The 23,286-nt window shown below is 70.8% G+C and carries 18 protein-coding genes and 1 riboswitch; of the genes, 7 read left to right on the forward strand and 11 right to left on the reverse strand.

Going from position 1 to position 23,286, the window contains the following annotated elements; all coding sequences use genetic code 11:
• Window positions 1-12 precede the first annotated feature (12 nt).
• Window positions 13-1,941 (forward strand): cellulase family glycosylhydrolase, encoded by a 1,929-nt coding sequence (locus tag ASF88_RS05560; protein ID WP_055915306.1) that lies wholly within the window; start codon window positions 13-15, stop codon window positions 1,939-1,941.
• Window positions 1,942-1,955: 14 nt separating this feature from the next.
• Here ASF88_RS05560 and ASF88_RS05565 read toward each other — a convergent pair whose 3' ends face one another.
• Window positions 1,956-3,425: a helix-turn-helix transcriptional regulator gene (locus ASF88_RS05565; protein ID WP_200935231.1), complete on the reverse strand. Its 1,470-nt coding sequence runs from the start codon at window positions 3,423-3,425 to the stop codon at window positions 1,956-1,958.
• 132 nt (window positions 3,426-3,557) lie between these two features.
• Here ASF88_RS05565 and aceA point away from each other — a divergent pair, with 132 nt between their 5' ends.
• Together aceA and aceB are read left to right on the forward strand one after the other, a co-directional pair.
• A complete protein-coding gene (gene aceA / locus ASF88_RS05570; protein WP_157498245.1) occupies window positions 3,558-4,865 on the forward strand; it encodes an isocitrate lyase in 1,308 nt (435 codons plus the stop codon).
• A 38-nt stretch (window positions 4,866-4,903) separates the two neighbouring features.
• Window positions 4,904-6,571, forward strand: coding sequence for a malate synthase A (gene aceB, locus ASF88_RS05575; protein ID WP_055915318.1), 1,668 nt, complete (start codon window positions 4,904-4,906; stop codon window positions 6,569-6,571).
• A 36-nt stretch (window positions 6,572-6,607) separates the two neighbouring features.
• Here aceB and ASF88_RS05580 read toward each other — a convergent pair whose 3' ends face one another.
• From ASF88_RS05580 to ASF88_RS05620, 9 genes are all read right to left on the reverse strand, one after another.
• Window positions 6,608-6,964 carry a DUF488 domain-containing protein gene (locus ASF88_RS05580; RefSeq protein ID WP_055915321.1) on the reverse strand — a complete coding sequence of 119 codons (357 nt, stop codon included), beginning with the start codon at window positions 6,962-6,964 and terminating at the stop codon, window positions 6,608-6,610.
• A gap of 26 nt (window positions 6,965-6,990) precedes the next feature.
• Entirely contained in the window at window positions 6,991-7,350 is a 360-nt protein-coding gene (locus tag ASF88_RS05585; protein WP_055915327.1) for a hypothetical protein, read from the reverse strand.
• Window positions 7,347-7,916, reverse strand: a complete 570-nt coding sequence (locus ASF88_RS05590; protein WP_055915330.1) for a peroxidase-related enzyme — start codon at window positions 7,914-7,916, stop codon at window positions 7,347-7,349. The genes ASF88_RS05585 and ASF88_RS05590 overlap by 4 nt, the downstream gene beginning before the upstream one ends.
• A gap of 102 nt (window positions 7,917-8,018) precedes the next feature.
• A complete protein-coding gene (locus ASF88_RS05595) occupies window positions 8,019-9,482 on the reverse strand; it encodes an MDR family MFS transporter (protein WP_055916722.1) in 1,464 nt (487 codons plus the stop codon).
• A gap of 192 nt (window positions 9,483-9,674) precedes the next feature.
• Window positions 9,675-10,823 carry a cysteine desulfurase family protein gene (locus ASF88_RS05600; RefSeq protein ID WP_055915332.1) on the reverse strand — a complete coding sequence of 383 codons (1,149 nt, stop codon included), beginning with the start codon at window positions 10,821-10,823 and terminating at the stop codon, window positions 9,675-9,677.
• A 13-nt stretch (window positions 10,824-10,836) separates the two neighbouring features.
• Window positions 10,837-11,697, reverse strand: a complete 861-nt coding sequence (nadC, locus tag ASF88_RS05605) for a carboxylating nicotinate-nucleotide diphosphorylase (RefSeq protein WP_055915334.1) — start codon at window positions 11,695-11,697, stop codon at window positions 10,837-10,839.
• Window positions 11,691-13,244, reverse strand: coding sequence for an L-aspartate oxidase (nadB, locus tag ASF88_RS05610; protein WP_055915339.1), 1,554 nt, complete (start codon window positions 13,242-13,244; stop codon window positions 11,691-11,693). Before nadB ends, nadC begins: the two co-directional genes overlap by 7 nt.
• Window position 13,245: 1 nt before the next feature.
• Window positions 13,246-14,541, reverse strand: a complete 1,296-nt coding sequence (gene nadA / locus ASF88_RS05615; protein WP_055915343.1) for a quinolinate synthase NadA — start codon at window positions 14,539-14,541, stop codon at window positions 13,246-13,248.
• The gene (locus ASF88_RS05620; protein ID WP_200935232.1) at window positions 14,538-15,311 is read right to left on the reverse strand and encodes an NUDIX hydrolase; all 774 of its coding nucleotides are present in this window, start codon (window positions 15,309-15,311) and stop codon (window positions 14,538-14,540) included. Before ASF88_RS05620 ends, nadA begins: the two co-directional genes overlap by 4 nt.
• Window positions 15,312-15,472: 161 nt before the next feature.
• Window positions 15,473-15,564, forward strand: a riboswitch (glycine riboswitch).
• A gap of 176 nt (window positions 15,565-15,740) precedes the next feature.
• On the opposite strand from ASF88_RS05620, the gene gcvT reads away from it, so the two are divergent.
• From gcvT to gcvP, 3 genes are read left to right on the forward strand one after another with little or no spacing between them, the layout of a single operon-like run.
• Complete coding sequence (gcvT, locus tag ASF88_RS05625) at window positions 15,741-16,943, forward strand: glycine cleavage system aminomethyltransferase GcvT (protein ID WP_055915349.1); 1,203 nt, start codon at window positions 15,741-15,743, stop codon at window positions 16,941-16,943.
• 2 nt (window positions 16,944-16,945) lie between these two features.
• Window positions 16,946-17,320, forward strand: a complete 375-nt coding sequence (gene gcvH, locus ASF88_RS05630) for a glycine cleavage system protein GcvH (RefSeq protein WP_055915351.1) — start codon at window positions 16,946-16,948, stop codon at window positions 17,318-17,320.
• A 14-nt stretch (window positions 17,321-17,334) separates the two neighbouring features.
• On the forward strand, window positions 17,335-20,244 hold the full coding sequence (gene gcvP / locus ASF88_RS05635) for an aminomethyl-transferring glycine dehydrogenase (protein ID WP_055915353.1): 2,910 nt from the start codon (window positions 17,335-17,337) through the stop codon (window positions 20,242-20,244).
• Window positions 20,245-20,312: 68 nt separating this feature from the next.
• Here gcvP and ASF88_RS05640 read toward each other — a convergent pair whose 3' ends face one another.
• On the reverse strand, window positions 20,313-21,140 hold the full coding sequence (locus tag ASF88_RS05640; RefSeq protein ID WP_055915356.1) for a CPBP family intramembrane glutamic endopeptidase: 828 nt from the start codon (window positions 21,138-21,140) through the stop codon (window positions 20,313-20,315).
• Window positions 21,141-21,420: 280 nt separating this feature from the next.
• On the opposite strand from ASF88_RS05640, the gene ASF88_RS05645 reads away from it, so the two are divergent.
• On the forward strand, window positions 21,421-23,214 hold the full coding sequence (locus tag ASF88_RS05645; RefSeq protein ID WP_055915359.1) for an ABC transporter family substrate-binding protein: 1,794 nt from the start codon (window positions 21,421-21,423) through the stop codon (window positions 23,212-23,214).
• Window positions 23,215-23,286: the final 72 nt, after the last annotated feature.

Genomic DNA, 23,286 nt, shown 5'->3' on the forward strand with positions numbered 1-23,286 from the left:
CCGGAAGGAAGCATGGATCGTCCATCCCCGGTGCTCAGGGTCGACGACGCCCCCGTGGTCTGGCTCGGAGCGAACTTCTGGTCGCGCACCGGAGGTCCGCTCATGTGGAAGCGCTACGACCCCGCGATCCTGCGCGATGAGCTGCGCGTCCTCGCCGACCACGGGCTCACCATGACGCGGTCGTTCTTCTACTGGCCCGACTTCCACCCGACTCCCGACACGCTCGACGAGCAGTGCCTGGCCAACTTCGCCGACTTCCTCGATGCGCACACCGAGATCGGGATGACGACCGTGCCGACCTTCCTGGTCGGGCACATGTCGGGCGAGAACTGGGACCCGTCGTGGCGGGAGGGCCGCGACCTGTACAGCGATGTCTGGTTCGTCGGGCGCCAGGCCTGGTACGTGCGGGAGCTGACGGCGCGGTTCGCCGCGCATCCCGCCGTCGCCGGCTGGCTTCTGACGAATGAGATGCCGATCTACGGAGGGGAGGCGCCGCGCCCGATCGTCGACGCATGGGCGTCCTTGCTGGTCGACGCCGTCCGGGCGGGAGGCGGCACTCAGCCGGTCTCCGTCGGCGACGGCGCGTGGGGCATCGAGACCACCGGCCACGACAACGGCTTCTCGGTGCGCGACCTCGCGCGCTTCACCGATTTCGTCGGCCCGCACGTGTACCGGATGGAGACCGACCAGACGCGGCAGCACCTCAAGGCGGCCTACATCGCCGAGCTGGCGGGCGTCGGCGGCCTCCCGGTGATCATGGAGGAGTTCGGCCTCACCAGCGACTTCGTCTCCGACGAGGGCGCCGCGTCGTACTACCGGCAGCTGGTCTACACGACACTGCTCGCCGGCGCGACCGGGTGGATCGCCTGGAACAACACCGACTACGACGACCTGGCCGACCAGCGTCCGTACTCGCACCATCCGTTCGAGATGCACTTCGGCATCACCGACCGCACCGGCGCCCCCAAGCCGCCGCTGCGCGAGCTCGCCCGGTTCGCCGCCGACCTCGCCGCGATCGACCTCCCGAACGTGCAGCGCACCCCGGTCGATGCCGCCATCGTGGTGCCGTCGCACCTGGAGGCCGACTACCCGTTCACGCAGGAGGACGAGCGCGCGCACATCGTGGTCACCGGCGAGCAGTCGTACCTCGCCGCCCACGAGGCGCACATCCCGGTCGCGGTGGTCCGCGAGCGCGAGGACGGCGGCATCCCCGCCGGCTACGGCCTCTACCTGCTGCCGTCGGTCAAGCAGCTCTGCGCCACCTCCTGGCTGCAACTGGAGGAGCTCGCCCGCGGCGGCGCGACCGTGTACGCCTCGTTCTCGCACGGCGACAGCGGCGTGCAGCGCGGGCCGTGGTGGGCCAACACCGAGGCGCTCTTCGGCGTCCGGACGGCTTCCTCGTACGGCCTCGCCGAGCCGGTGACCGACGAGGTCGCGACCGTGCGCTTCGTGGCGGACTTCGCCGGCCTCCCCGCCGGAACGACGCTGTCGTTCCCTGCCGCGGGAAACGAGAACGGCCGGACCTTCCTCCCGGTGCGGGCGACCTCCGGCTCCGTCGTGGCGGTCGACGCCCACGGCCGCCCCGCGATCGTGGTGAAAGAGCACGGCGCGGGCCGCGCGGTGCTCTGCACCTACCCGATCGAGTTCTTCGCGTCCGCACGGGCGCGGGTGAACCCGGAGGACACCTGGAGGCTGTACGCAGCGCTCGCCGACCTCGCCGACGTGGAGCGCGACGTGCGCATCGACGACCCGCGCGTGTTCGCCGACACGCTGGTGCACGGCGACGGCCGCCGATTCGTCGTGTTCGTCTCGCAGCATGCGACGGCGGTCACCGTGCGGCCGCACGTGGCGGGGGAGCTGCGCACGCTGACGGGCGAGCCCGCCGGCGAGCTGAGGCTCGACCCCTACGGCGTCGCCGTACGGGAGCTCGTCCTCGAGTAGTCGGCCCTCGGCGCTCAGGCTGCGGGCGCGTGACGCTCGAGGAAGTCGTAGACCTCGGTCGAGTCCACTCCGGGGAACGTGCCGGTCGGCAGCGCGGCCAGCAGTGACGTGGGCGTGCGGGCCGCCGGCCACGCCATGCCCTCCCAGCGGTCGGCCAGGGCGCCCGACGGGCGGCGGCAGCACGACTCGTCGGGGCAGCGCGACACGGCGCGGTGCGTCGTCTCCCGGCCTCGGAACCACTTCACGTGCGCGAACGGCACGCCGACGCTCACCGAGTAGTCGCCCTCCTTGGCCTTCTCGATGCGGGAGGTGCACCAGAAGGTGCCGCGCGGAGTGTCGGTGTACTGGTAGTACGGGCTGAACCGGTCGGCGACGTCGAATACCGTCCGCGCCGTCCAACTGCGGCAGACCGGCGTGCCCTCGATCGCGCCCAGCGCGTCCGACGGGAACGCGACCGAGTCGTTCTCGTACGCCTTGATGATCGTGCCCGACTCGTGCACCTTCATGAAGTGCACCGGGATGCCGAGCCGCGCGGTCGCGAGGTTGGTGAAGCGGTGGCAGGCCGTCTCGTACGACACCGCGAAGGCGTCGCGCAGGTCCTCCATCGAGATGCGCCGGAAGTTCTTCGCCTCGGTGAGGAACGCGACGGCGTCCTTCTCGGGCAGCAGCAGCGCGGCGGTCAGGTAGTTGGTCTCCACCCGCTGGCGCAGAAAGTCGGCGTAATTTCGCGGCTCGTCGTGGCCGAGCAGCTGCGAGGCGAACGCCTGCAGGATGGGGGAGCGGGAGTCGCGGGAGGCCGACTGCTCGGTCGGCAGGTAGATGCGTCCGTTGCGCTTGTCGGTCACCGAGCGGGTGGAGTGCGGCAGATCGCCGACGTAGTGGAGCGAGAATCCGAGGCGGTCGGCCATGTCGGCGACCGTCTGGTGCGAGACCGGTCCGCCGGTGTGCCCGACGGCACCCAGCAGGTCGGCCGCGATGGCCTCCAGGTCCGCGAAGTAGTTGTCGCGGGCCCGCATCGTGGCGCGCAGCTGCGCGTTGGCGCGGCGTGCCTCCTCGGGGGTCGCCGCCCGCTCGCGGTGCAGCCGCCCGACCTCCTGGTGCAGCGCGAGGATCGCCCGCAGCGTCGCATCCGGCACCGACTTCGACACCCGCACCGGATCGATGCCGAGAGCCGCGAACACCGGGCCGCGCTGGGCACGCTCGACGGCGATCTCGAGGGCCGCGCGCTCGTCGGGCGCATCGGGCGCGAGGAGGTCGTCCACGGTGACCCCGAGGGCCGCGGCGATCAGGCGCAGCTGGGCGAGTCGAGGCTCGCGGTTGCCGTTCTCGATCGCCGAGACCTGGGAGGGCGCGCGGTCGATCGCCGCGGCCAGGGCCTCCAGGGTCATAGCCCGTTCGAGCCGGTAGGCGCGCACGCGGCGGCCGAGGGTGAGTGCGTCGGTCGCGGTCGCCTCGTCGTCGACCGTGACAGCGGTGTCGGTCATGCAGGCCATCGTGACACCCGCCCGGAGTTCTGGCAAACAGAAGAACCCGGGAATTTCTGTCGACGGATCTTCTCCGCTGCTGGTGCGGGGCGGGCACGATCGTGTCATCCGATCCGACCGATGGAGGTCCCCATGAACAGCTCAGCCCGCCCCGGCGACACCACGCAGACCGCTGCCGAGCTCCGGCTCGAGTGGGACGCCGACCCCCGCTGGTCCGGCATCCGCCGCGACTACACGGCCGAGGACGTCGTGGCGCTGCGCGGCCCGGTCCGTGAGGAGCAGACCCTCGCCCGCCGCGGAGCCGAGCGGCTCTGGGAGCTCATCCAACGCGACGGCACCGGCCCCGACGGCCAGTGGGTCTCCGCGCTCGGCGCCCTCACCGGCAACCAGGCGGTGCAGCAGGTGCGAGCGGGCCTGGAGGCCATCTACCTCTCCGGCTGGCAGGTCGCCGCCGACGCCAACCTCTCGGGTCAGACCTACCCCGACCAGAGCCTCTACCCGGCCAACTCGGTGCCCGCGGTAGTGCGCCGCATCAACAACGCGCTGCTGCGTGCCGGCCAGGTCGAGGGCACCGAGGGCCCGGTCTCCGACTGGATGGCCCCGATCGTCGCCGACGCCGAGGCCGGGTTCGGCGGCCCGCTCAACGCCTACGAGCTGATGCACGGCATGATCCAGGCGGGCGCGGCGGGTGTGCACTGGGAGGACCAGCTCGCCAGCGAGAAGAAGTGCGGCCACATGGGCGGCAAGGTGCTCATCCCGACCGGCCAGCACATCCGCACGCTCAACGCCGCGAGGCTCGCGGCCGACGTGGCCGGCGTGCCGACGATCGTCATCGCCCGCACCGACTCGCTCGCCGCCACCTTGCTCACCAGCGACCACGACGAGCGCGACCGCCCGTTCCTCACCGGCACCCGCACCGCGGAGGGCTTCTACGAAGTGCGGAACGGCATCGACCCGGTCATCGCGCGCGGCCTGGCCTACGCGCCGTACGCCGACCTCCTCTGGGTGGAGTCGGCCGAGCCCGACCTCGAGCTCGCGCGCCGGTTCGCCGAGGCCGTGCACGCCGAGTTCCCCGGCAAGAAGCTGGCCTACAACTGCTCGCCGTCGTTCAACTGGCGCAAGCACCTCGACGACGAGACCATCGCCCGGTTCCAGCGCGAGCTGGCGGCGATGGGCTACGCCTTCCAGTTCATCACCCTTGCGGGCTTCCACGCCCTCAACTACTCCATGTTCACGCTCGCCAAGGACTACGCCGACCGGCAGATGAGCGCGTACGTGGACCTCCAGGAGGCCGAATTCGCCTCCGAGAGCTCCGGCTACACCGCCACCCGCCACCAGCGGGAGGTCGGCACCGGCTACTTCGACCGCATCGCGACCGCGCTCAACCCCGACAGCGCAACTCTCGCCCTCGTCGGTTCCACCGAACAGCACCAGTTCTGATCCGCGCACGCCGCGGACCGAGAGACAAGGACACGACCATGATCGAGATCACCGGGCCCCGCGTCGACGGGACCGACGACATCCTCACCCCGGAGGCCCTCGCCGTCGTCGACCACCTGCACCAGGCGTTCGCCGCCCGCCGCCAGGAGCTCCTGCTGGAGCGCCAGCGCCGGCGATCGGAGGCCGGCAACGGCCGCGACCCGAAGTTCCTCAGCACCACGGAGGCCATCCGGGAGGACCCGGCCTGGCGGGTCGCCGGCGCCGGCCCCGGTCTGGAGGACCGCCGCGTCGAGATCACCGGCCCGACCGACCCCAAGATGGCGATCAACGCCCTCAACTCGGGCGCACGGGTCTGGCTCGCCGATCTGGAGGACGCCACCAGCCCGACGTGGGGCAACATCGTCGGCGGTCAGCGCACCCTGCGCGACGCCGCCCGCGGCCGCCTCGCCTTCACCAGCCCGGAAGGCAAGGACTACCGGGTGACCACTCCCCACGAGCACACACCCACGATCGTGATGCGCCCGCGGGGCTGGCACCTGGTCGAGAAGCACCTGGCGTTCACCGACCGCGCGGGCCGCACGGCGCCGGCGAGCGCCTCGCTCACCGACTTCGGGCTGTACTTCTGGCACAACGCGGCCGAGCTGGTCGCGTCGGGCCGCGGTCCGTACTTCTACCTCCCGAAGCTGGAGTCGCACCTGGAGGCCCGGCTCTGGAACGACATCTTCGTGTTCGCCCAGCAGCGCATCGGGATGCCGGTCGGCACCGTGCGGGCGACGGTCCTCATCGAGACCATCCCCGCCGCGTTCGAGATGGAGGAGATCCTCTACGAGCTGCGCGACCACTGCGCCGGCCTGAACGCCGGGCGCTGGGACTACATCTTCTCGATCATCAAGACGTTCCTCGGCCGCGGACGGCGGTTCGCGTTCGGCGACCGGCGCGGGATCACGATGACCGTCCCGTTCATGCGCGCCTATACCGAGCTGCTCGTGGCGACGTGCCACAAGCGCGGCGCGCACGCCATCGGCGGGATGAGCGCGTTCATCCCCAACCGCCGCGACGCGGAGGCCACCGAGCGCGCCCTCGCGCAGGTCGCCGACGACAAGCGCCGGGAGGCCGGCGACGGCTTCGACGGCACCTGGGTCGCTCACCCCGACCTCATCCCGACGGCCCTGGCGGAGTTCGACGCGGTGCTGGGCGACCGGCCGAACCAGCTCGGGCGGCTGCGCGACGACGTCCACGTCACCGCGGACGACCTGCTCGACATCCGCTCGGCGGGCGGCTCGGTGACCGATGCCGGGGTGCGGTCGAACGTCTCGGTCGCGCTGCGGTACATCGAGGCCTGGCTGCGGGGCACGGGCGCCGTCGCGATCGACGGGCTGATGGAGGACGCGGCGACCGCCGAGATCTCGCGCTCGCTGCTGCGGCAGTGGATCGAGAACCGCGCCGTCACCGATGAGGGGACGACCGTCGACCGGGCGCTCGTCGCGGGCGTGCTGGAGGAGGAGCGTGCGCGGCTCAGCGCCGCCGCGCGCAGCGCGGGCCTCGAGGAGCGCTTCGACGACGCCGCCGAACTGCTGCGCGAGGTGTCCCTCGCGGAGGAGTTCCCGACGTTCCTGACCATCCCGGCGTACACCTGGTTCCTCGTCGACGAGTCGGAGGCCGACACGCGCGCCGCGGAGCGCGAGGAGCTGGCGCCGGCCGTCTGAACCGGGCGCGGCCGACGCCGACGGCTGTGGTTGCCGTCACCGGGGGCGGTGCTCGAGATACCTCTCGAGCACCGCCCCCTGATTCAGTTCGGGATCGCGCGCACCGACCAGCAGCGTGACGACGGGATGGGTTCGACCGAGCTCCCGCAGCTGGTCGACGGCCCCGGGGTTCGCGTCGAGCTCGGCTTCATAGCGCGCCGTGAACTCGTCGAACAGGGGAGCCTCGTGGTGGAACCAGCGCCGCAGCTCCGTCGATGGAGCGACCTCCTTGAGCCACAGGTCGACGCGCGCCTTCTCCTTCGTCAGCCCGCGCGGCCACAGGCGGTCGACGAGCACTCTGAAGCCGTCTTCGACCGCGGGCGCGTCATAGACGCGTTTGACGACGAACACCATGGGGGCCTCCTGCGGGATCGGACGGATCAGAGCATCGTGAGCGTCGGCTCCTCGTGCGTCGCCACGGGGAAGTGCGCGAGGAACACGACGCCGTCGGGGCCGGCGTCGAACCGGGCGATCCGGGTGCCCTCCTCTTCGTAGAAGGTGTCGCCGACCTCGAGGGTGCGCTCCACGCCTCCCTCGACCTGGTAGATCGCCGAGCCGCGTTCGATCGAGCCGACGACCGGCCCGTTGTGGAGGTGCAGGCCGCCCGCCACGTTCGGCTGCATCGTGATGCGGCGGGTCTGGATGCGACCGACCGGGCGCGGAGTGGCGAGCACCACGTCCTGGACGATGCTGCGCTCGATCGGTGCGGGATCTGCCGGTGCGACGTCCTCGGCGCTCACAGCGGCGCCAGCAGAGCGGTGCGGAGGCTGTCGCTGATGCCGGGAGGAACCTCCACCGAGACACCGAGAGCCTGGATCGCACGGCTGAAGTAGTTGCGGGCCGCGGCGGCGAGGGTGATGTCGACGATCTCGCGGTCGGTGAATCCGAGCTCGCGCAGCCGCAGAGCGTCGGCCTCCGTCATGGAGGCCGCGTCGGTGCTGATGCGCTCGGCGTACTCCATCATGGCCACCTCGGCGTCGCTGAGGCCGGCGTTGCGGTAGTCGCGGGCGATGGCCTCCACCGTGTCGGCGTCCATGACGGCGAGCGTCTTGCGGCCGTGCGCGAGCCGGCAGTGCTGGGAGTGCGTGCCCTCGGCGGCGGCGAGGGTGACCAGTTCGAAGCGGCGCACCCCGAGCTGCGACACGATGGCCCGGATCAGCTGCTCCCACGCCTGGTAGGCCTCCGGGTTCGAGGCCATCACGCGGGTGTACTCGGCCACGTAGCCGAGATCGCGCTCGTCTTTCGCGTAGATCTCCGCAACGGCTCCGGTCGCCTCACCGGGGTCGACGGTCTGGATGACGGTCATGGCCTCCTCCTCACACGCACGGTTCCCCATCGTCGCGAGACATCGTCCCACCGCGCGACAGCGGGTGCCAGGGGATTTCTCCCCCAGTTCGACCTCCCGGCGTCAGTGCGCGAACGCCGCCTCCGACGGCGCGTCGGCCGGCTTCGCGATGAAGAAGGAGCCGACGACCCCGAAGACAGAGATGATGGCCGCCGCGAGGAACGCCGCACGGATGCCGCCCGCGGTCGCCGCGTCGAGCGTCGCTCCGCCCGCGGCGAGAGCGGCCGTCTGCGCCGACAGCACCGCCACCAGGAGCGCGGTGCCCGCGGCGCCGCCGACCTGCTGGACCGTTCCGAGGATTGCGCTGCCGTGCGAGTAGAGGTGCGGCGGAACCGCGCCGAGACCGGCGGTGAACAGCGGTGTGAACATGAGCGCCAGCCCGAGGCTCAACGTGATGTGGGCGATCAGCACCAGGTAGACCGGCGTGGTCTGGGTCACCATGGTGAGCGACCACATCACGAGGCTGACCAGGATGGCGCCGGGCACGACGAGCACGCGCGGGCCGAAGCGGTCGTAGAGCCGCCCGACGAACGGCGCTGCGAGCCCCATCACCAGACCGCCCGGCAGCAGCAGGAGGCCGGTTCCGAGCACGTCGAGGTGCAGCACGTGCTGCAGGTACAGCGGCAGCACGATGATCACGCCGAACAGGGAGGCCGTCGTGATCGCCATCAGGACGATCGCGACGGTGAAGATCGGGCTGCGGAAGGTGCGCAAGTCGAGGAGCGCACGATCCTTTCGCTGCAGGAGGAGCTGCCTCGTGATGAAGGCCGCGAGGGAGACGACTCCGACCCCGAGCGATCCCCAGAGCATCAGCTGGTTGCCGGAGGCAGCGGCCCCCGTCTCACCGCTCACCGTCAGTCCGTAGACCAGGCCGCCGAACCCGAACGCCGCGAGGATCACCGAGAGCACGTCGATGCGGCTCTTCTGGGTCTCGGTCACGTTCTCGACGAAGCGGATGCCGATCAGCAGCATCACCAGGGCGATCGGCAGGACGATGAGGAAGATCCAGCGCCAGGCGAGGAAGTTGAGGATGACGCCGGAGATGGTCGGGCCGACCGCCGGCGCCACCGAGATCACGATCGAGACGTTGCCCATGGTGCGGCCGCGCAGAGCGGGCGGCACGAGGGTCATCAGCGTGGTCATCAGCAACGGCAGCATCATCGCCGTTCCGCACGCCTGGATGACGCGGGCGACGACGAGCACCCCGAATCCCGGCGCGAGAGCGGCCACCAGGGTGCCGAGCGAGAACAGCGACATGGCGGCGACGAACACCTGCCGGGTCGTGAAGCGCTGCAGCAGGAAGCCCGTCATCGGGATGACGACCGCCATCGTGAGCATGAAGGCGGTCGAGAGCCACTGGGCGGCGAGCGCGTCGATGTGGAGGTCGTCCATCAGCTTCGGGATGGCGACGCTCATGATCGTCTCGTTGAGGATCACGACGAACGTGGCGGCGAGCAGCAGCCAGATCACGCGCTGGTCGCGCGGCGCGATGCTCGGCCGCTCCGCTACGCGGTCGGTCGAGTTCAGCCCGTTGCCCTGATTCCCCCGGGACTCATCGAGCGCGGCGGCGTCGGAGGCGTCGGCGGGCGCAGGTGAGGTCTTCTCAGTCACCGGTTCACACTATCCATGACGACCGACATCGTGGGTTTCGAACAGGTGAACTCGCTCGCCGTTCACTCTCCGCGTAACCGGGAATAGAACGGGTCGGCGCTCACCGGCTCAGCTCGCGAGGTCGGATACCTCCCGCACCGCCTCGGCGACGGCGGGGGCGACGGCCAGGAGGTCGGCCTCCGACACGTCGGCGCCCCACGAGAACCGCACGGCCGTGCGCGCAACGTCCTCGTCGTAGCCGAGGGCGAGGAGCACGTGCGAGGCGTCCTCGCTGCCCGCGGCGCAGGCCGAGCCGCTGGAGGACACGATGCCGCGGCGCTCCAGTTCGAGCAGCACGGTCTCGCCGTTGGTGCCGGGGAAGACGAAGGAGGCCGTGCTCGGCAGCCGCTCGGTCGGGTGCCCGGTCAGCTGCGCGCCGGGCGTCGCGCCGACGACCGCCGCGGCGAACCGGTCGCGCGCTGCCGCGGCACGGAGGGCGTTGACCTCCTGGTCGCGCATGGCCAGGCGCGCTGCGGTCGCCAGTGCGACGGCGCCCGCGACGTTCTCGGTGCCCGATCGGCGGCCGCGCTCCTGCCCGCCGCCGTGCAGCACGGGCTCGAGCGGGAGCCGGCCACGCGCGAACAGCGCGCCGATGCCCTTGGGGGCGCCGATCTTGTGGCCGGAGACGCTCAGCGCGTCGACGCCGAGCTCGCGCACGTCGAGCGGGAGCCAGCCCGCGGCCTGCACGGCGTCGGTATGGAACGGGACGCCGTGCTCGTGCGCCAGAGCCGCCAGCTCGCGCACCGGCTGGAGGGTGCCGACCTCGTTGTTGGCGAGCATCACGCTCGCCAGCGTCGTGTCGGGGCGCAGTGCGGAGGCGAAGTCGGCGGGGGACACCCGCCCGTCCCGCCCCACGGGCACGAGGGTGACCTCGAAGCCGTGCAGGCGGGCCAGGTAGTCGACGGAGGCGAGCACCGCCTCGTGCTCGATCGGCGTCGTGACGATGTGCCGCCCGCGCGGCGCGCCGAGCGCGATGCCCTTGATCGCGAGGTTGTCGGCCTCCGTGCCTCCGGAGGTGAAGACCACCTCCGAGGCCCGGCAGCCCAGCCAGGCGGCGACCGCCGCGCGGGCGTCCGCCAGGGCGCGCGCTGCCGACTCGCCGACCGAGTGCCGACTCGACGGGTTGCCGAAGTCGCCGGTCAGATACGGCCACATCGCCTCCAGCACCTCGCGCCGCACCGCGGAGGTCGCGGCGGCGTCGAGGTAGAGGCCGGTCATGGCTGCTGCCCGCTCACGGCGCGTCGACCACCACGTCGAGCCCGAGGTCGAGGGAGCGGACGCTGTGCGTGAGCGCCCCCGACGAGATCACGTCCACCCCGGTCTCGGCGATCTCGCGCACGGTGGAGAGGGTGACGTTTCCGCTGGCCTCCACGATCGCGCGGCCGCCGACGATGGCGACGCCCTCCCGCAGCTGGTCGAGGGTGAAGTTGTCGAGCATGATCGTGTCGACGCCCGCGGCCAGCACGGGCTCGATCTGGTCGATGCGGTCGACCTCGACCTCCAGGTGCGTGGTGTGCGACATCCGGGAGCGCACCGCCCGCAGCGCGTCGGTGACCGAGAGCCCGGTCTGAGCAGTGAGCACGGCGAGGTGGTTGTCCTTCGCCATCACGGCGTCCGACAGTGAGTAGCGGTGGTTGTACCCGCCGCCGCTGCGGACCGCGTGGCGCTCGAACGCGCGCAGGCCAGGGGTGGTCTTGCGGGTGTCGACGATGCGGGCGGAGGTGTGCGCCACCTCCCGCACGAAGGCGCTGGTGAGCGTCGCGATGCCGCTCATCCGCTGCACGAAGTTGAGCGCGACGCGCTCGCCCTGCAGCACGAAGCGCGCGGGGCCCGTGACGGTCGCGAGCGTGTCCCCGGCTTCGAACGCGTCGCCGTCCGCCACGGCGAGCTCCACCCGGATGGACGGGTCGGTGAGCGTCATCGCGGCAGCGAAGACGGCGCCTCCCGAGAACGTGCCCGGCTCGCGCGCGGAGAGCCGCGCCGTCGCGTATGCCGTTTCCGGAATGAGCAACTCGCTGGTCAGGTCGCCCCACGGGGCGTCCTCCACGAGAGCGGCTCCGACGACGTGGTCGATGGTCTGGCGGGTCAGCATGGAACGGTCACCTCGGTGGGAGCGGGCAGCGGCGCGAGCACCGTGTGATGCGGTGCGGCGTCCGCCGGGAGCGGGAAGTCGGAGCGGAAGTGGGCGCCGCGGGATTCCTCGCGCGACAGTGCGGCGGCGACGACGAGCCGCCCGAGCTGGAGCAGGTTCGCGTCCTCTCCGGGCTCCGGGAGGCGCATCGCGGCGAGTGCGCGTGCGGCGCGCTCGAGTCCGGTGCGGTCGCGGTGGAGGCCTGCGCCCGCCCAGAGCACCTGCTGGAGGCGAGCGCGGTCGAACGGCACGTCGGAATCGGATGCCGCCGGCGGCATGGACTCCGCGGAGACCGTCGGCCCCTCGGTCCACGCCGGCGCGTCCGCCCAGGGCGTGTCGATCGCATCGGCGGCGCGGTGCGCGAACACCAGGCCCTCCAGCAGCGAGTTGGAGGCCAAGCGGTTCGCCCCGTGCGCTCCGGTGCAGGCGATCTCGCCGACCGCGTAGAGGCCCGGCACGCTCGTGCGCCCGTGCACGTCGGTCGCGACGCCGCCCATGGCGTAGTGCGCCGCGGGCGTCACCGGCACCGGCTCTCGTGACCAGTCGATGCCCGCCGCGCGGCAGGCCGCGTCGATCGTCGGGAAGCGCCGGGCGAGGAAGTCCGCGCCGAGCGCCGTCGCATCCAGCACGACGGGGAGGCCGTCCTGCGCCGCCATCTCGACGGCGATCGCCCGGGCGACGACGTCGCGCGGGGCGAGCTCGGCGTCCGGGTGCGCGTCGAGCATGAACCGCTCGCCTTTCGCGTTGCGCAGCACGGCGCCCTCCCCGCGAACCGCCTCCGACACCAGGAACGTGCGCGATCCTCCGTCGCCGAAGGGCAGGCGCAGCGCTGTCGGGTGGAACTGCGTGAACTCGAGATCGGCGAGCAGCGCTCCCGCGCGCCACGCCGCGGCGACGCCGTCGCCCGTCGCGATCGACGGGTTCGTCGTGTGCGCGTACAGCTGTCCCCAGCCACCGGTCGCGAGGATCACCGCGTCCGCATCGAGCACGGTCTCCGTGCCGTCGGCGAGCTGGAGGGCGACCCCGGAGACCGCGCCGTCCGACACCATCACGTCGCGGAGGAAGGCGTCCGTCACCACGCGGATGCCAGCACCGCGGATCGCGTGGGCGAGCGCGCGCTCGATCTCCGCGCCGGTCGCGTCGCCCCCGGCGTGCAGAACGCGCGCGCTCGAGTGGGCGGCCTCCAGCCCGCGCGCGAGGCCCGTGCCGTCGCGGTCGAACGCGACGCCGAGCGCGATCAGCTCGCGCACCCGCTGCGGGCCGTCGCCGCAGAGGGCCTCCACGGCGGCGAGCACGTTCAGTCCGGCGCCGGCGCGCAGCGTGTCGGCCACGTGGGAGGCGACGCTGTCATCCGAGAACACCGCCGCGGCGATGCCGCCCTGCGCATAGCGGGTGCTGCCCTCGGCCACCGTGCCCTTGGTGACGATCGTCACCTCATGACGCTCCGCCGCGCGCAACGCGGCGACGAGACCGGCGATGCCGCTCCCGACCACGACGACGCGGGCCACGTCAGGCCGCCATCGTCGTGTCCGGCCGCGCCGCGAGCATGCGCTCGAGCGCGACCCGGGCGGGCTCGGCGACGTCGTCGGCGACGCGCACCTGGTTGAGCACTTCGCCGCGGACCAGGCCCTCCAGCACCCAGGCCAGGTAGCCGGGGTGGATGCGGTACATGGTCGAGCACGGGCACACGACCGAGTCGAGGCAGAAGATCGTGTGCTGCGGGTACTCGGCCGCGAGGCGCTGCACCAGGTTGATCTCGGTGCCGATGGCGAAGGTCGAGCCGGCGGGCGCGGCCTGGATGGCCTTCACGATGTAGTCCGTCGAGCCGTACTCGTCAGCGGCGTCGACGACGTCCATCGGGCACTCGGGATGCACGATCACGCGCACGCCGGGGAACTCGGCGCGGGCGTGCTCGATCTGGCCGACCGTGAAGCGCTTGTGCACCGAGCAGAAGCCGTGCCACAGGATCACCTGGGCGTCGCCGAGGGTCGCCTCGTCGTTGCCTCCGAGCGGCTTGCGCGGGTTCCAGAGCGGCATCCGCTCCAGCGGGACGCCCATCGCCTTGGCGGTGTTGCGGCCGAGGTGCTGGTCGGGGAAGAACAGCACGCGCTGTCCGCGCTGGAAGGCCCACTCGAGAACTGTGGCGGCGTTGGAGGAGGTGCACACGATGCCGCCGTGCTCGCCGCAGAATGCCTTGAGCGCCGCCGACGAGTTCATGTAGGTGACCGGGATGACGGGCACCCGCCCGTCGGCATCGGGCTCGGTGCCGTACAGCTCCTCCAGCGCCTCCCAGCAGTCCTGCACCGAGTCGAGGTCGGCCATGTCGGCCATCGAGCAGCCGGCGGCCAGGTTCGGGAGGATGACCTTCTGCTCCGGCCGCGACACGATGTCGGCCGTCTCGGCCATGAAATGCACGCCGCAGAAGACGATCGTCTCGGCCTCCGGCCGGGCCTTCGCCGCGTTGGCGAGCTGGAAGGAGTCGCCGATGAAGTCCGCGTACTGCACGACCTCGTCGCGCTGGTAGAAGTGGCCCATCACCGCGACGCGGTCGCCGAGGGTCGCCTTCGCCGCACGGATCCGCTCGGCGAGCTCCTCCTTGGAGGCGGTGCGGTACTCGTCCGGCAGTTCGCCCTGACGCGGGGCGTCCGCCGGGATCGGGTCCTCCTGCGATGCGCCCGGGCCGTACGACGGCGGAGCGGAGTCGAACAGCCACGGCCCGTCGGCGAGTTCGGGGGCGCAGGTGGCGCCGTCGAGGCTCCCGCTCGCGATGAGCTGGATGGTGGTGTCGACCGATGCGATGGTCATGACTGCTCGCTTTCCGGAGTGGGACGTGGCTCGAGGGGCTGATGAGATGCGTACGGAGGCTGCTGCCGGGGGAGCGGACCCGCGTCGGCCAGGTCGATCGAGTCGTTGTAGCGGTAGAGCCGCGGAGGCCGGTGGCGCGTCCCCATCAGGTAGTCGCCGGTCGGGACGACCGCGCCGGAGGCCTCGATCGTGCGCCGGAAGTTGGCCGGGTCGAGGGGCCGGCCGAGTACGGCCTCGTGCACTTCGCGCAGCTGCGCCAGGGTGAAGCGCTCGCCGAGGAAGGCGTGCGCGATGCGGGAGTACTCCATCTTCGTGCGCAGCCGCCAGAGCGCGTACTCGACGATGACGTTGTGGTCGAAGGCCAGCTGCGGGAGGTCGTCTGCGGCGAACCAGCCGACGTTCTCGCCCGCGGCCGCCTGCTCGGCCTCCGCACTGCCGACCAGCGCCCAGTAGACGATCGAGACCACGCGCTCGTCGCTGTCGGCGGCGCCGGGGGAGCGCACGGCGTCGCCGAACGTGTAGAGCTGCTCCAGGTAGCGCGGGGTCAGTCCCGTCGTGTCGCCCAGCGTCCGCGCCGCCGCGTAGGCCAGGTCTTCGCCGACCCGGAGCGGGCCTCCGGGGAGCGCCCAGCGTCCTTCGTAGGGGTCGCGGATGCGTCGCACCAGCGGCAGCCAGACCTGGGGCTCGCCTCCCGTCTCCTCGTCGGTGCGCAGGGCGAAGATGACCGTCGACACGGCGAGCATCGCGCTCGCGTGTTCGTGTGCGGCCATCACGGGCCTCCCGTCGGACTAAAGGTCACCATGACCATAAGTTGTCCGCCATCTTAGTGTCATTCTGACCAGAACAGCAAACCGGGCCCGTCGCACGCGAGCGCGCGCGGGAGGGCACGGATGCGGATATGCTGGCCGGGTCAACTGAATACCGGGCCAATCAGGTCGATGCGGGAGAGTCGCGCGAAACGCGCGGCACCGAAGGAGCAATCCTCCCCGACAATCTCTCAGGTACGTGTACCGCATCGGACTGGCCACTCTGAAAAGCAGGGCAGTGCGCACGCGCTGGTCTCGCCCACGGTGAAAGCCGCGACATCCACGGTCGCGGTGAAACTCTCAGGCCGGATGACAGAGGGGGAGTTCTTCACACGTCAGCGCACGTCGCGCTGCCGTTCATCCCTCCGGCGACGGCCGGCGAACGGAGAACTCATGAGCTCACAGGACAGCCAGGCCGATACGACGGCGCAGACCAGCGCAACGGAGCGCACGTCGCCCCTGCACGACGCCCACACCGCGGCGGGCGCATCCTTCACCGACTTCGCCGGCTGGCAGATGCCGGTCCGCTACTCCAGCGATCTGGCCGAGCACCACGCCGTCCGCAGCGCCGCGGGATTGTTCGACCTCTCGCACATGGGCGAGATCGTGCTCATCGGCCCGGAGGCCGGCCCGGCGCTCGACTACGCGCTCGCCGGCAAGCTGTCGTCGCTCGCGCTCGACCAGGCGAAGTACAGCATGCTGCTGTCGCGCGCCGGCGGCATCCTCGACGACCTCGTCGTCTACCGCACAGGCGACGACCGCTACATGGTCGTCGCGAACGCCTCCAACCGGGAGTCCGTCGCCGAGGAGCTGCGCGATCGCACCGCCCCGTTCGACGTGGAGGTCTACGACGAGAGCGACGACATCGCGCTGATCGCGGTGCAGGGCCCCGCCTCCCTGAGCATCCTGCTGGCGACGCCCGGCTTCCACATCGAGGGCGACGACTTCGCGCAGCGCGTCACCGACCTCAAGTACTACTGGAGCGTCCCGGCCGAGTTCGAGACCCACCCGGTGCTGGTCGCCCGCACCGGGTACACCGGCGAGGACGGCTTCGAGCTGTACACCGCTCCCGACAACGCCCGCGCGCTCTGGGACGCCCTGCTGGAGGCGGGAGCCGCGCAGGGGCTGGTCCCCGCGGGTCTCGCCAGCCGCGACACCCTCCGACTCGAGGCCGGGATGCCGCTGTACGGTCATGAGCTCGGCCGCGACACCATGCCCGCCCAGGCCGGCCTCGGCCGTGTGGTCAACCTCGCCAAAGACACCGACTTCGTCGGCCGCGCCGCCAGCGAGGAGGGGCCGGACGCCGAGGCGCGCGTGCTCGTCGGCCTGATGGGCCAGGGCAAGCGCGCCGCGCGCGCGGGCTACCCGGTGCTGGCGCCCGCCCCCGACGGTGGCGAGGAGGAGGTCGGGGTCGTGACCTCCGGCGCTCTCTCGCCCACGATCGGCGTGCCGATCGCCATGGCATACGTCGCGCCGCGCTTCGCCCGCCCCGGCACCGAGCTGCACGTCGACGTGCGCGGCAGCAGCCTCCCGTTCACCGTCACCGCCCTCCCCTTCTACAGCAGAAAGCCAACCTCCCCCAGAAAGGACGGCTGACCATGGCCGCAGAGCAGGACCTGAAGTACACCGCCGAGCACGAGTGGCTCCTCGTCGACGGCGACACCGCGACCGTCGGCATCACGGGCTACGCCGCCGAGAAGCTGGGCGATGTCGTCTTCGTGGAGCTCCCGGCCGAGGGCAGCGACGTCGCGGCCGGCCGCGTGGTCGGCGAGATCGAGTCGACCAAGTCGGTCGGCGAGCTCTTCGCGCCGGTCGACGGCACCGTCGCCGAGGCCAACCAGGCCGTCGTCGACGCGCCCGAGCTGGTCAACAGCGACCCGTTCGGCGAGGGCTGGCTCATCAAGGTGACCTTCAACGCCCTCCCCGACGGCCTCCTCTCCTACGACGAGTACAAGGCCCTCACGGGCGAGTAAGGCTTCCGCGACACATGAGCGACCTGTTCCAGACGCGTCACATCGGCACCGACGGGGACGCGCAGCAGTCCATGCTGTCCGCCCTCGGCTACGACTCGGTGGAGGCCCTCGTCTCCGCCGCCGTGCCGGACTCCATCCGCGTGGACGCCTCCCGCGTTTCCGCGCTGCCCGCTCCGATCAGCGAGCGGGCCGCCCTGCGCGAGCTGCGCGCGCTCGCCGCGCGCAACACGGTGAACCGCAGCCTGATCGGGCTCGGCTACTACGGCACCATCACGCCGGCCGTGATCAAGCGCAACGTGCTCGAGAACCCGGGCTGGTACACCGCATACACGCCGTACCAGCCGGAGATCTCGCAGGGCCGCCTGGAGGCGCTCATCAACTTCCAGACGATGGTCTCCGACCTGACCGGCCTCGACACCGCCAACGCGTCGATGCTCGACGAGGGCACCGCCGTCGTCGAGGGGATGCTGCTGGCGCGCCGGGCCTCCAAGGCTGCGGGGTCGACGTTCGTCGTCGACGCGGACACCTTCCCGCAGACGCTAGCGCTGCTGCGCAACCGCGCGGAGGCCGTGGGCATCCAGCTCGTCGTGCTCGACCTCGCCTCCACGCCGGCCGACGCGCCGGAACTGCACGAGGCCTTCGGCCTGTTCGTGCAGTACCCCGGCGCCTCCGGCCGGGTCTGGGACCCGTCCGCCGTCATCGCGTCCGCGAAGGCCGCCGGTGCGGTCGTCGTCGCCGCCGCCGACCTGCTCGCGCTCACGCAGCTGACCTCGCCGGGCGAGCTCGGCGCCGACGTCGCGGTCGGCACCAGCCAGCGCTTCGGCGTCCCGATGGGCTTCGGCGGACCCCACGCCGGCTACATGGCCGTCCGCAAGGGCCTGGAGCGCCAGCTCCCCGGCCGCCTGGTCGGCGTCTCGCAGGACGCGATCGGCAAGCCCGCGTACCGGCTCACCCTGCAGACCCGCGAGCAGCACATCCGCCGCGAGAAGGCGACCTCCAACATCTGCACCGCGCAGGTGCTGCTGGCGGTCATGGCCGCGATGTACGCGGTCTACCACGGCCCCGCCGGCCTCCGTTCGATCGGACGGCATGTGCACCTGTCCGCGGTCGCGGTCGCCGCTGCGCTGCGCACGGCGGGCGTGGAGGTCCGCTCGCGGTCGTTCTTCGACACCCTCGTGGTCGAGGTGGACGACGCGGCCACCGTGGTCGAGCGCGCCCACGAGCGCGGACTGCTCCTGCACGCTGTCGACGCGGGACTCGTCTCGCTCAGCTTCGACGAGGAGTCGGCGGCCGACCTGCGCGACGGCGTCTTCCCGCTCGGCGATCTGATCGAGGTGCTCGGCGGCACCGTCGAGGGCGAGCCCGCCCTCGAGTTCGGCTCAGAGCCGTCGTTCGACCCGGCTCTCGCCCGCACCTCCGCGTTCCTCACGCACCCGGTGTTCTCCACGCACCACTCGGAGACGGCGCTGATGCGCTACCTGCGCCAGCTGCAGGACCGCGACTACGCGCTCGACCGCGGCATGATCCCGCTCGGCTCGTGCACGATGAAGCTCAACGCCGCGACCGAGATGGAGGCCGTCACCTGGCCGGAGTTCGCGGCCCTCCACCCGTTCGCGCCCGCCGCGGACGTCGCGGGCTCGCTCGAGCTGATCGACCAGCTCGAGGCCTGGCTCGCCGACGTGACCGGCTACGACACCGTCTCGCTGCAGCCGAACGCCGGCAGCCAGGGCGAGCTCGCGGGCCTCCTCGCGATCCGCGGCTACCACCGCTCGCGCGGCGACGACCAGCGTACTGTGTGCCTCATCCCGCAGTCCGCGCACGGCACGAACGCCGCCTCGGCGGTCCTGGCGGGGATGAGCGTCGTCGTCGTCGCGACCGACGACCTCGGCAACGTCGATCTCGACGACCTGCGCGCCAAGATCGCGGCCAACGCCGACACCCTCGCGGCCCTGATGATCACCTACCCGTCGACGCACGGCGTCTACGAGCACGAGGTCGTCGCCATCACCGCGGCCGTGCACGAGGCGGGAGGCCAGGTCTACGTCGACGGCGCCAACCTCAACGCCCTCCTCGGCTACGCGCGCTTCGGCGACTTCGGGGGCGACGTCAGTCACCTGAACCTCCACAAGACGTTCTGCATCCCGCACGGCGGCGGTGGGCCGGGCGTCGGCCCGGTGGCTGCCAAGGCGCACCTGGCGCCGTTCCTGCCCGGGCACCCGCTCGCGCAGGATGCGACGCACGTGCTCGCCGGCGGCGAGGGCGCGAGCGAGCGGATCGTGCACGGCGGAGGCCCGGTCTCGGCGGCCCCGTACGGCAGCCCGAGCATCCTCCCGATCAGCTGGGCCTACGTGCGGATGATGGGCGCCCAGGGCCTGACCGACGCCACCGGCGCGGCCGTGCTCGCGGCCAACTACGTCGCAGCCCGGCTGCGGGAGCACTTCCCCGTGCTCTACGCGGGCGACAACGGCCTGGTCGCGCACGAGTGCATCCTCGACGTCCGCCCGCTCACCGAGCGCACCGGCGTCACCGTCGACGACGTCGCCAAGCGGCTGATCGACTTCGGGTTCCACGCGCCGACGATGTCGTTCCCGGTGGCGGGCACGCTCATGGTCGAGCCGACGGAGAGCGAAGACCTGCCCGAGCTCGACCGTTTCGTCACGGCGATGATCGCGATCAAGGCGGAGGCCGACGCGGTGGCGGCGGGGGAGTGGCCGGCCGACGACAACCCGCTGCGCGGGGCCCCGCACACCGCGGAGTCCGTCGCGTCCTCCACCTGGGACCACGCGTACACGCGCGAGCAGGCGGTTTATCCCGTGCCGACCCTGGTGCGCAACAAGTATTGGCCTCCGGTGCGCCGCATCGACCAGGCCTACGGCGACCGCAACCTGTTCTGCGCCTGCCCGCCTCCCGAGGCGTTCGCCTAGTACGCAACGGCCGGGTGCGCCGAGAACCGCCGAGTGCGCAGACGATCTGCGTATTCGGCGGTTCTGCACTACGCGAAGATGTGGGGCCAGAGGGCGACGGCGAGCGGGTAGCCGACGAACGAGACGATGTCGATGATGACGTGGGCGACCACGAGGGGCATCACGCGACCCCAGCGGGTGTAGCACCAGCCGAAGACCACGCCCATGATGGCGTTGCCGACGAAGGGGCCGAAGCCCTGATAGAGGTGGTAGCTCCCGCGGAGCAGCGCGGCGGACAGGATGATCGTCCACTTCGACCAGCCGAGCTGGCGCAGGCGCGTGAAGAGGTAGCCGACGATGATCACCTCCTCCTGCAGCCCCGCGCGGATCGCGGCGAAGATCAGGATGGGCACCGTCCACCAGTAGGTGTCGAGCGGCGAGGCCTGCACCTGCACGGTGAGCCCGAGCAGCCGGCCGAGCGCGTAGAAGAGGATGCCGGGGATGCCGATCACCAGGAAGAGGAGGCCGCCGCCGCCGAGGTCGCGGGCCGGCCGGCGCAAATCGAACCCGATGCGACGGAAGCCGCTTCGCCGCGGCTGCCAGAGCAGGAAGATCACCAGCGCGACCGCGAACAGCGGGAACGCGTTGCCCAGGAACTGGTAGAGGAAGTCGAAGACCGGGCGGCTCGACTGCGAAGGGTTCACCTGCGCGGTCTGGTCTGCGAGGGGGGTGCTCTGCGTGGAGCGGTCGATGATCGTGACGATGGAGTACACGGCCGACTGGCCGAGCGAGAGGCCGAGGACGATCGCGACCTCCCACCAGAGGCGCGGTCGGCTGCTGCGTTCGACGGGGACCTCGCCGCGCCAGGTGACCGCGTCGTCCGCCGTCGGGGCGGCCGCGGGCGACTCACTGCTCATATGTGCATCCTGCCAGGCTCTCGACGAGGGCGGCCACACGTTGTATATGCGCGTATGTGCCCGCGCGTATGCGCGAAGCGCGCGATTTCTTGCGTTTCACGCTGCGAGTGCGCCGTTCGGAGGGGCCCCGCGCAACGATCCACCGACTGAGTTACCACTGTGTAACGTTTTCCTGCCTCATTTTGCATTCCCAGTCAACGCTACCTAGGTTGTTCTTATCCCGCGGGGTTCGGGTGCTCTCGCATGCCCGTGCCGTCGCACACTTCGCACAGGAGGAACATTGCACATCAAGGGAAGAAAGGTCAGGTACGCGGTCAGCGCCGTCGCCGTCGCCGGCGTTGCCGCGCTCGCGTTGTCGGCCTGCACCACGTCCGGCAGCACGGGCACCTCGTCCGCGGCCAAGGGCGGCACCGTGACGGTCGCTGTCGTGAACGACTTCACCTCGTTCAACTCGCAGACCCCGCAGGGCAACCTGGACACCAACGGCCAGGTCGGCTACCTCGACGGGTCGTACGGTACTGGTTTCCAGTACATCGACAACAACTACAAGATCGTTCACGACGACAAGTTCGGCACGTTCAAGAAGATCTCGGACGACCCGCTGACCGTCAAGTACACCCTGAACAAGAACGACAAGTGGTCCGATGGGCAGCCCGTCACCGCCGACGACATGGTCTTCGCTTGGGCCATCGCCTCCGGTTACTACGACTCGGCGAAGTTCGACGACCAGGGCAACGTGACCAGCGGAACCCAGTACTTCTCCATCGCGGGTTCGACGGCGGGCATCGACTCGACCGCGTTCCCGACCGTGGGCGACAACAACACGTCGATCACGCTGAAGTACGCCACGCCGTACGTGGACTGGGAGCTCGTCAACCCGATCGCGCAGCCCGCTCACATCGTGGCCAAGAAGGCGGGCCTTTCGTCGGCCGCCGACCTGACCAAGCTGCTGAAGACGCTGCCGAAGGGCAACCCTGACGCTCCGGTCGCCGCCAACGCGACCCTGAAGAAGGCCGCCGACTTCGTCAACACCGGCTACGACGTGACCGCGTTCCCGACCGACAAGGACCTGCTGGTCTCCTCCGGCCCGTTCGTCGTCTCGTCGTGGACCCCCGGCCAGTCGCTGACGATGTCGCAGAACAAGTACTACGACGGCGGCCTCAAGCCGAGCGTCGACAAGATCGTGTTCCGCATCATCCCGGACGCCAACGCCCAGGTCACCGCTCTCCAGAACGGTGAGGTCGACGTCATCAACCCGCAGGCCTCGGCTGACACGCTCACTGCCCTCAAGCAGACGAGCGCGAAGGTCCTGACCGGCGACCAGGCGTCGTACGACCACCTCGACCTGAACTTCGGTTCGCAGGTCTTCGCCGACCCGAAGGTCCGTGAGGCGTTCCTCATGACGATCCCGCGTCAGCAGATCCTCGACTCGATCGTCACCCCGGTGAACCCGAAGGCCAAGGTCCTCAACTCGCAGATCTGGCTGCCGAACCAGCAGCCCCAGTACGGCGACTCCGTGAAGAACAACGGTTCGAGCAAGTACGACAAGGTCGACATCGCGGGCGCCAAGGCGCTGCTCGCCGGTGCCACCCCGACCGTTCGAATCCTGTACAACACGAACAACCCGAACCGTGTCGACGAGTTCCAGGCGATCTCGTCGTCGGCCGCCAAGGCCGGCTTCAAGGTTGTCGACGCCGGCTCGCCGGACTGGAGCAAGCTCCTCCCGGGCGGTAACTACGACGCGTCGCTCTTCGGCTGGATCAGCCCGGGTGCCGGCACGGCTCAGATCCCGCAGCTGTTCACCACCAACGGTGGCGGTAACTACAACCGCTTCTCGGCCGCGAACAGCGACGCTCTGGCCACCCAGACCACGCTCGACACCAGCAAGCTCGTCTCGCTGGAGAAGAACATCGACAAGACCGCCTTCTCGCAGGGCTACGGTCTGCCGCTGTTCCAGCTGCCGGGTGTCTTCGGTGTCAACGCTCGCGTCGACGGCGTGAAGTACATGGGCAACCAGAACGGCCCGTTCTGGAACTTCTGGGAGTGGACCGTCAAGTCCTCGACCGCGAAGTAACGCTCGACAGTGAGAGTGCCCGGGGGATCCCCGGGCACTCTCCTGCGACGGGGCGTCGGCTTCGAGTCGACG

The sequence above is a fragment of the Leifsonia sp. Leaf336 genome, assembly GCF_001423695.1.
In the GTDB taxonomy this organism is placed as follows: Bacteria; Actinomycetota; Actinomycetes; order Actinomycetales; family Microbacteriaceae; genus Leifsonia.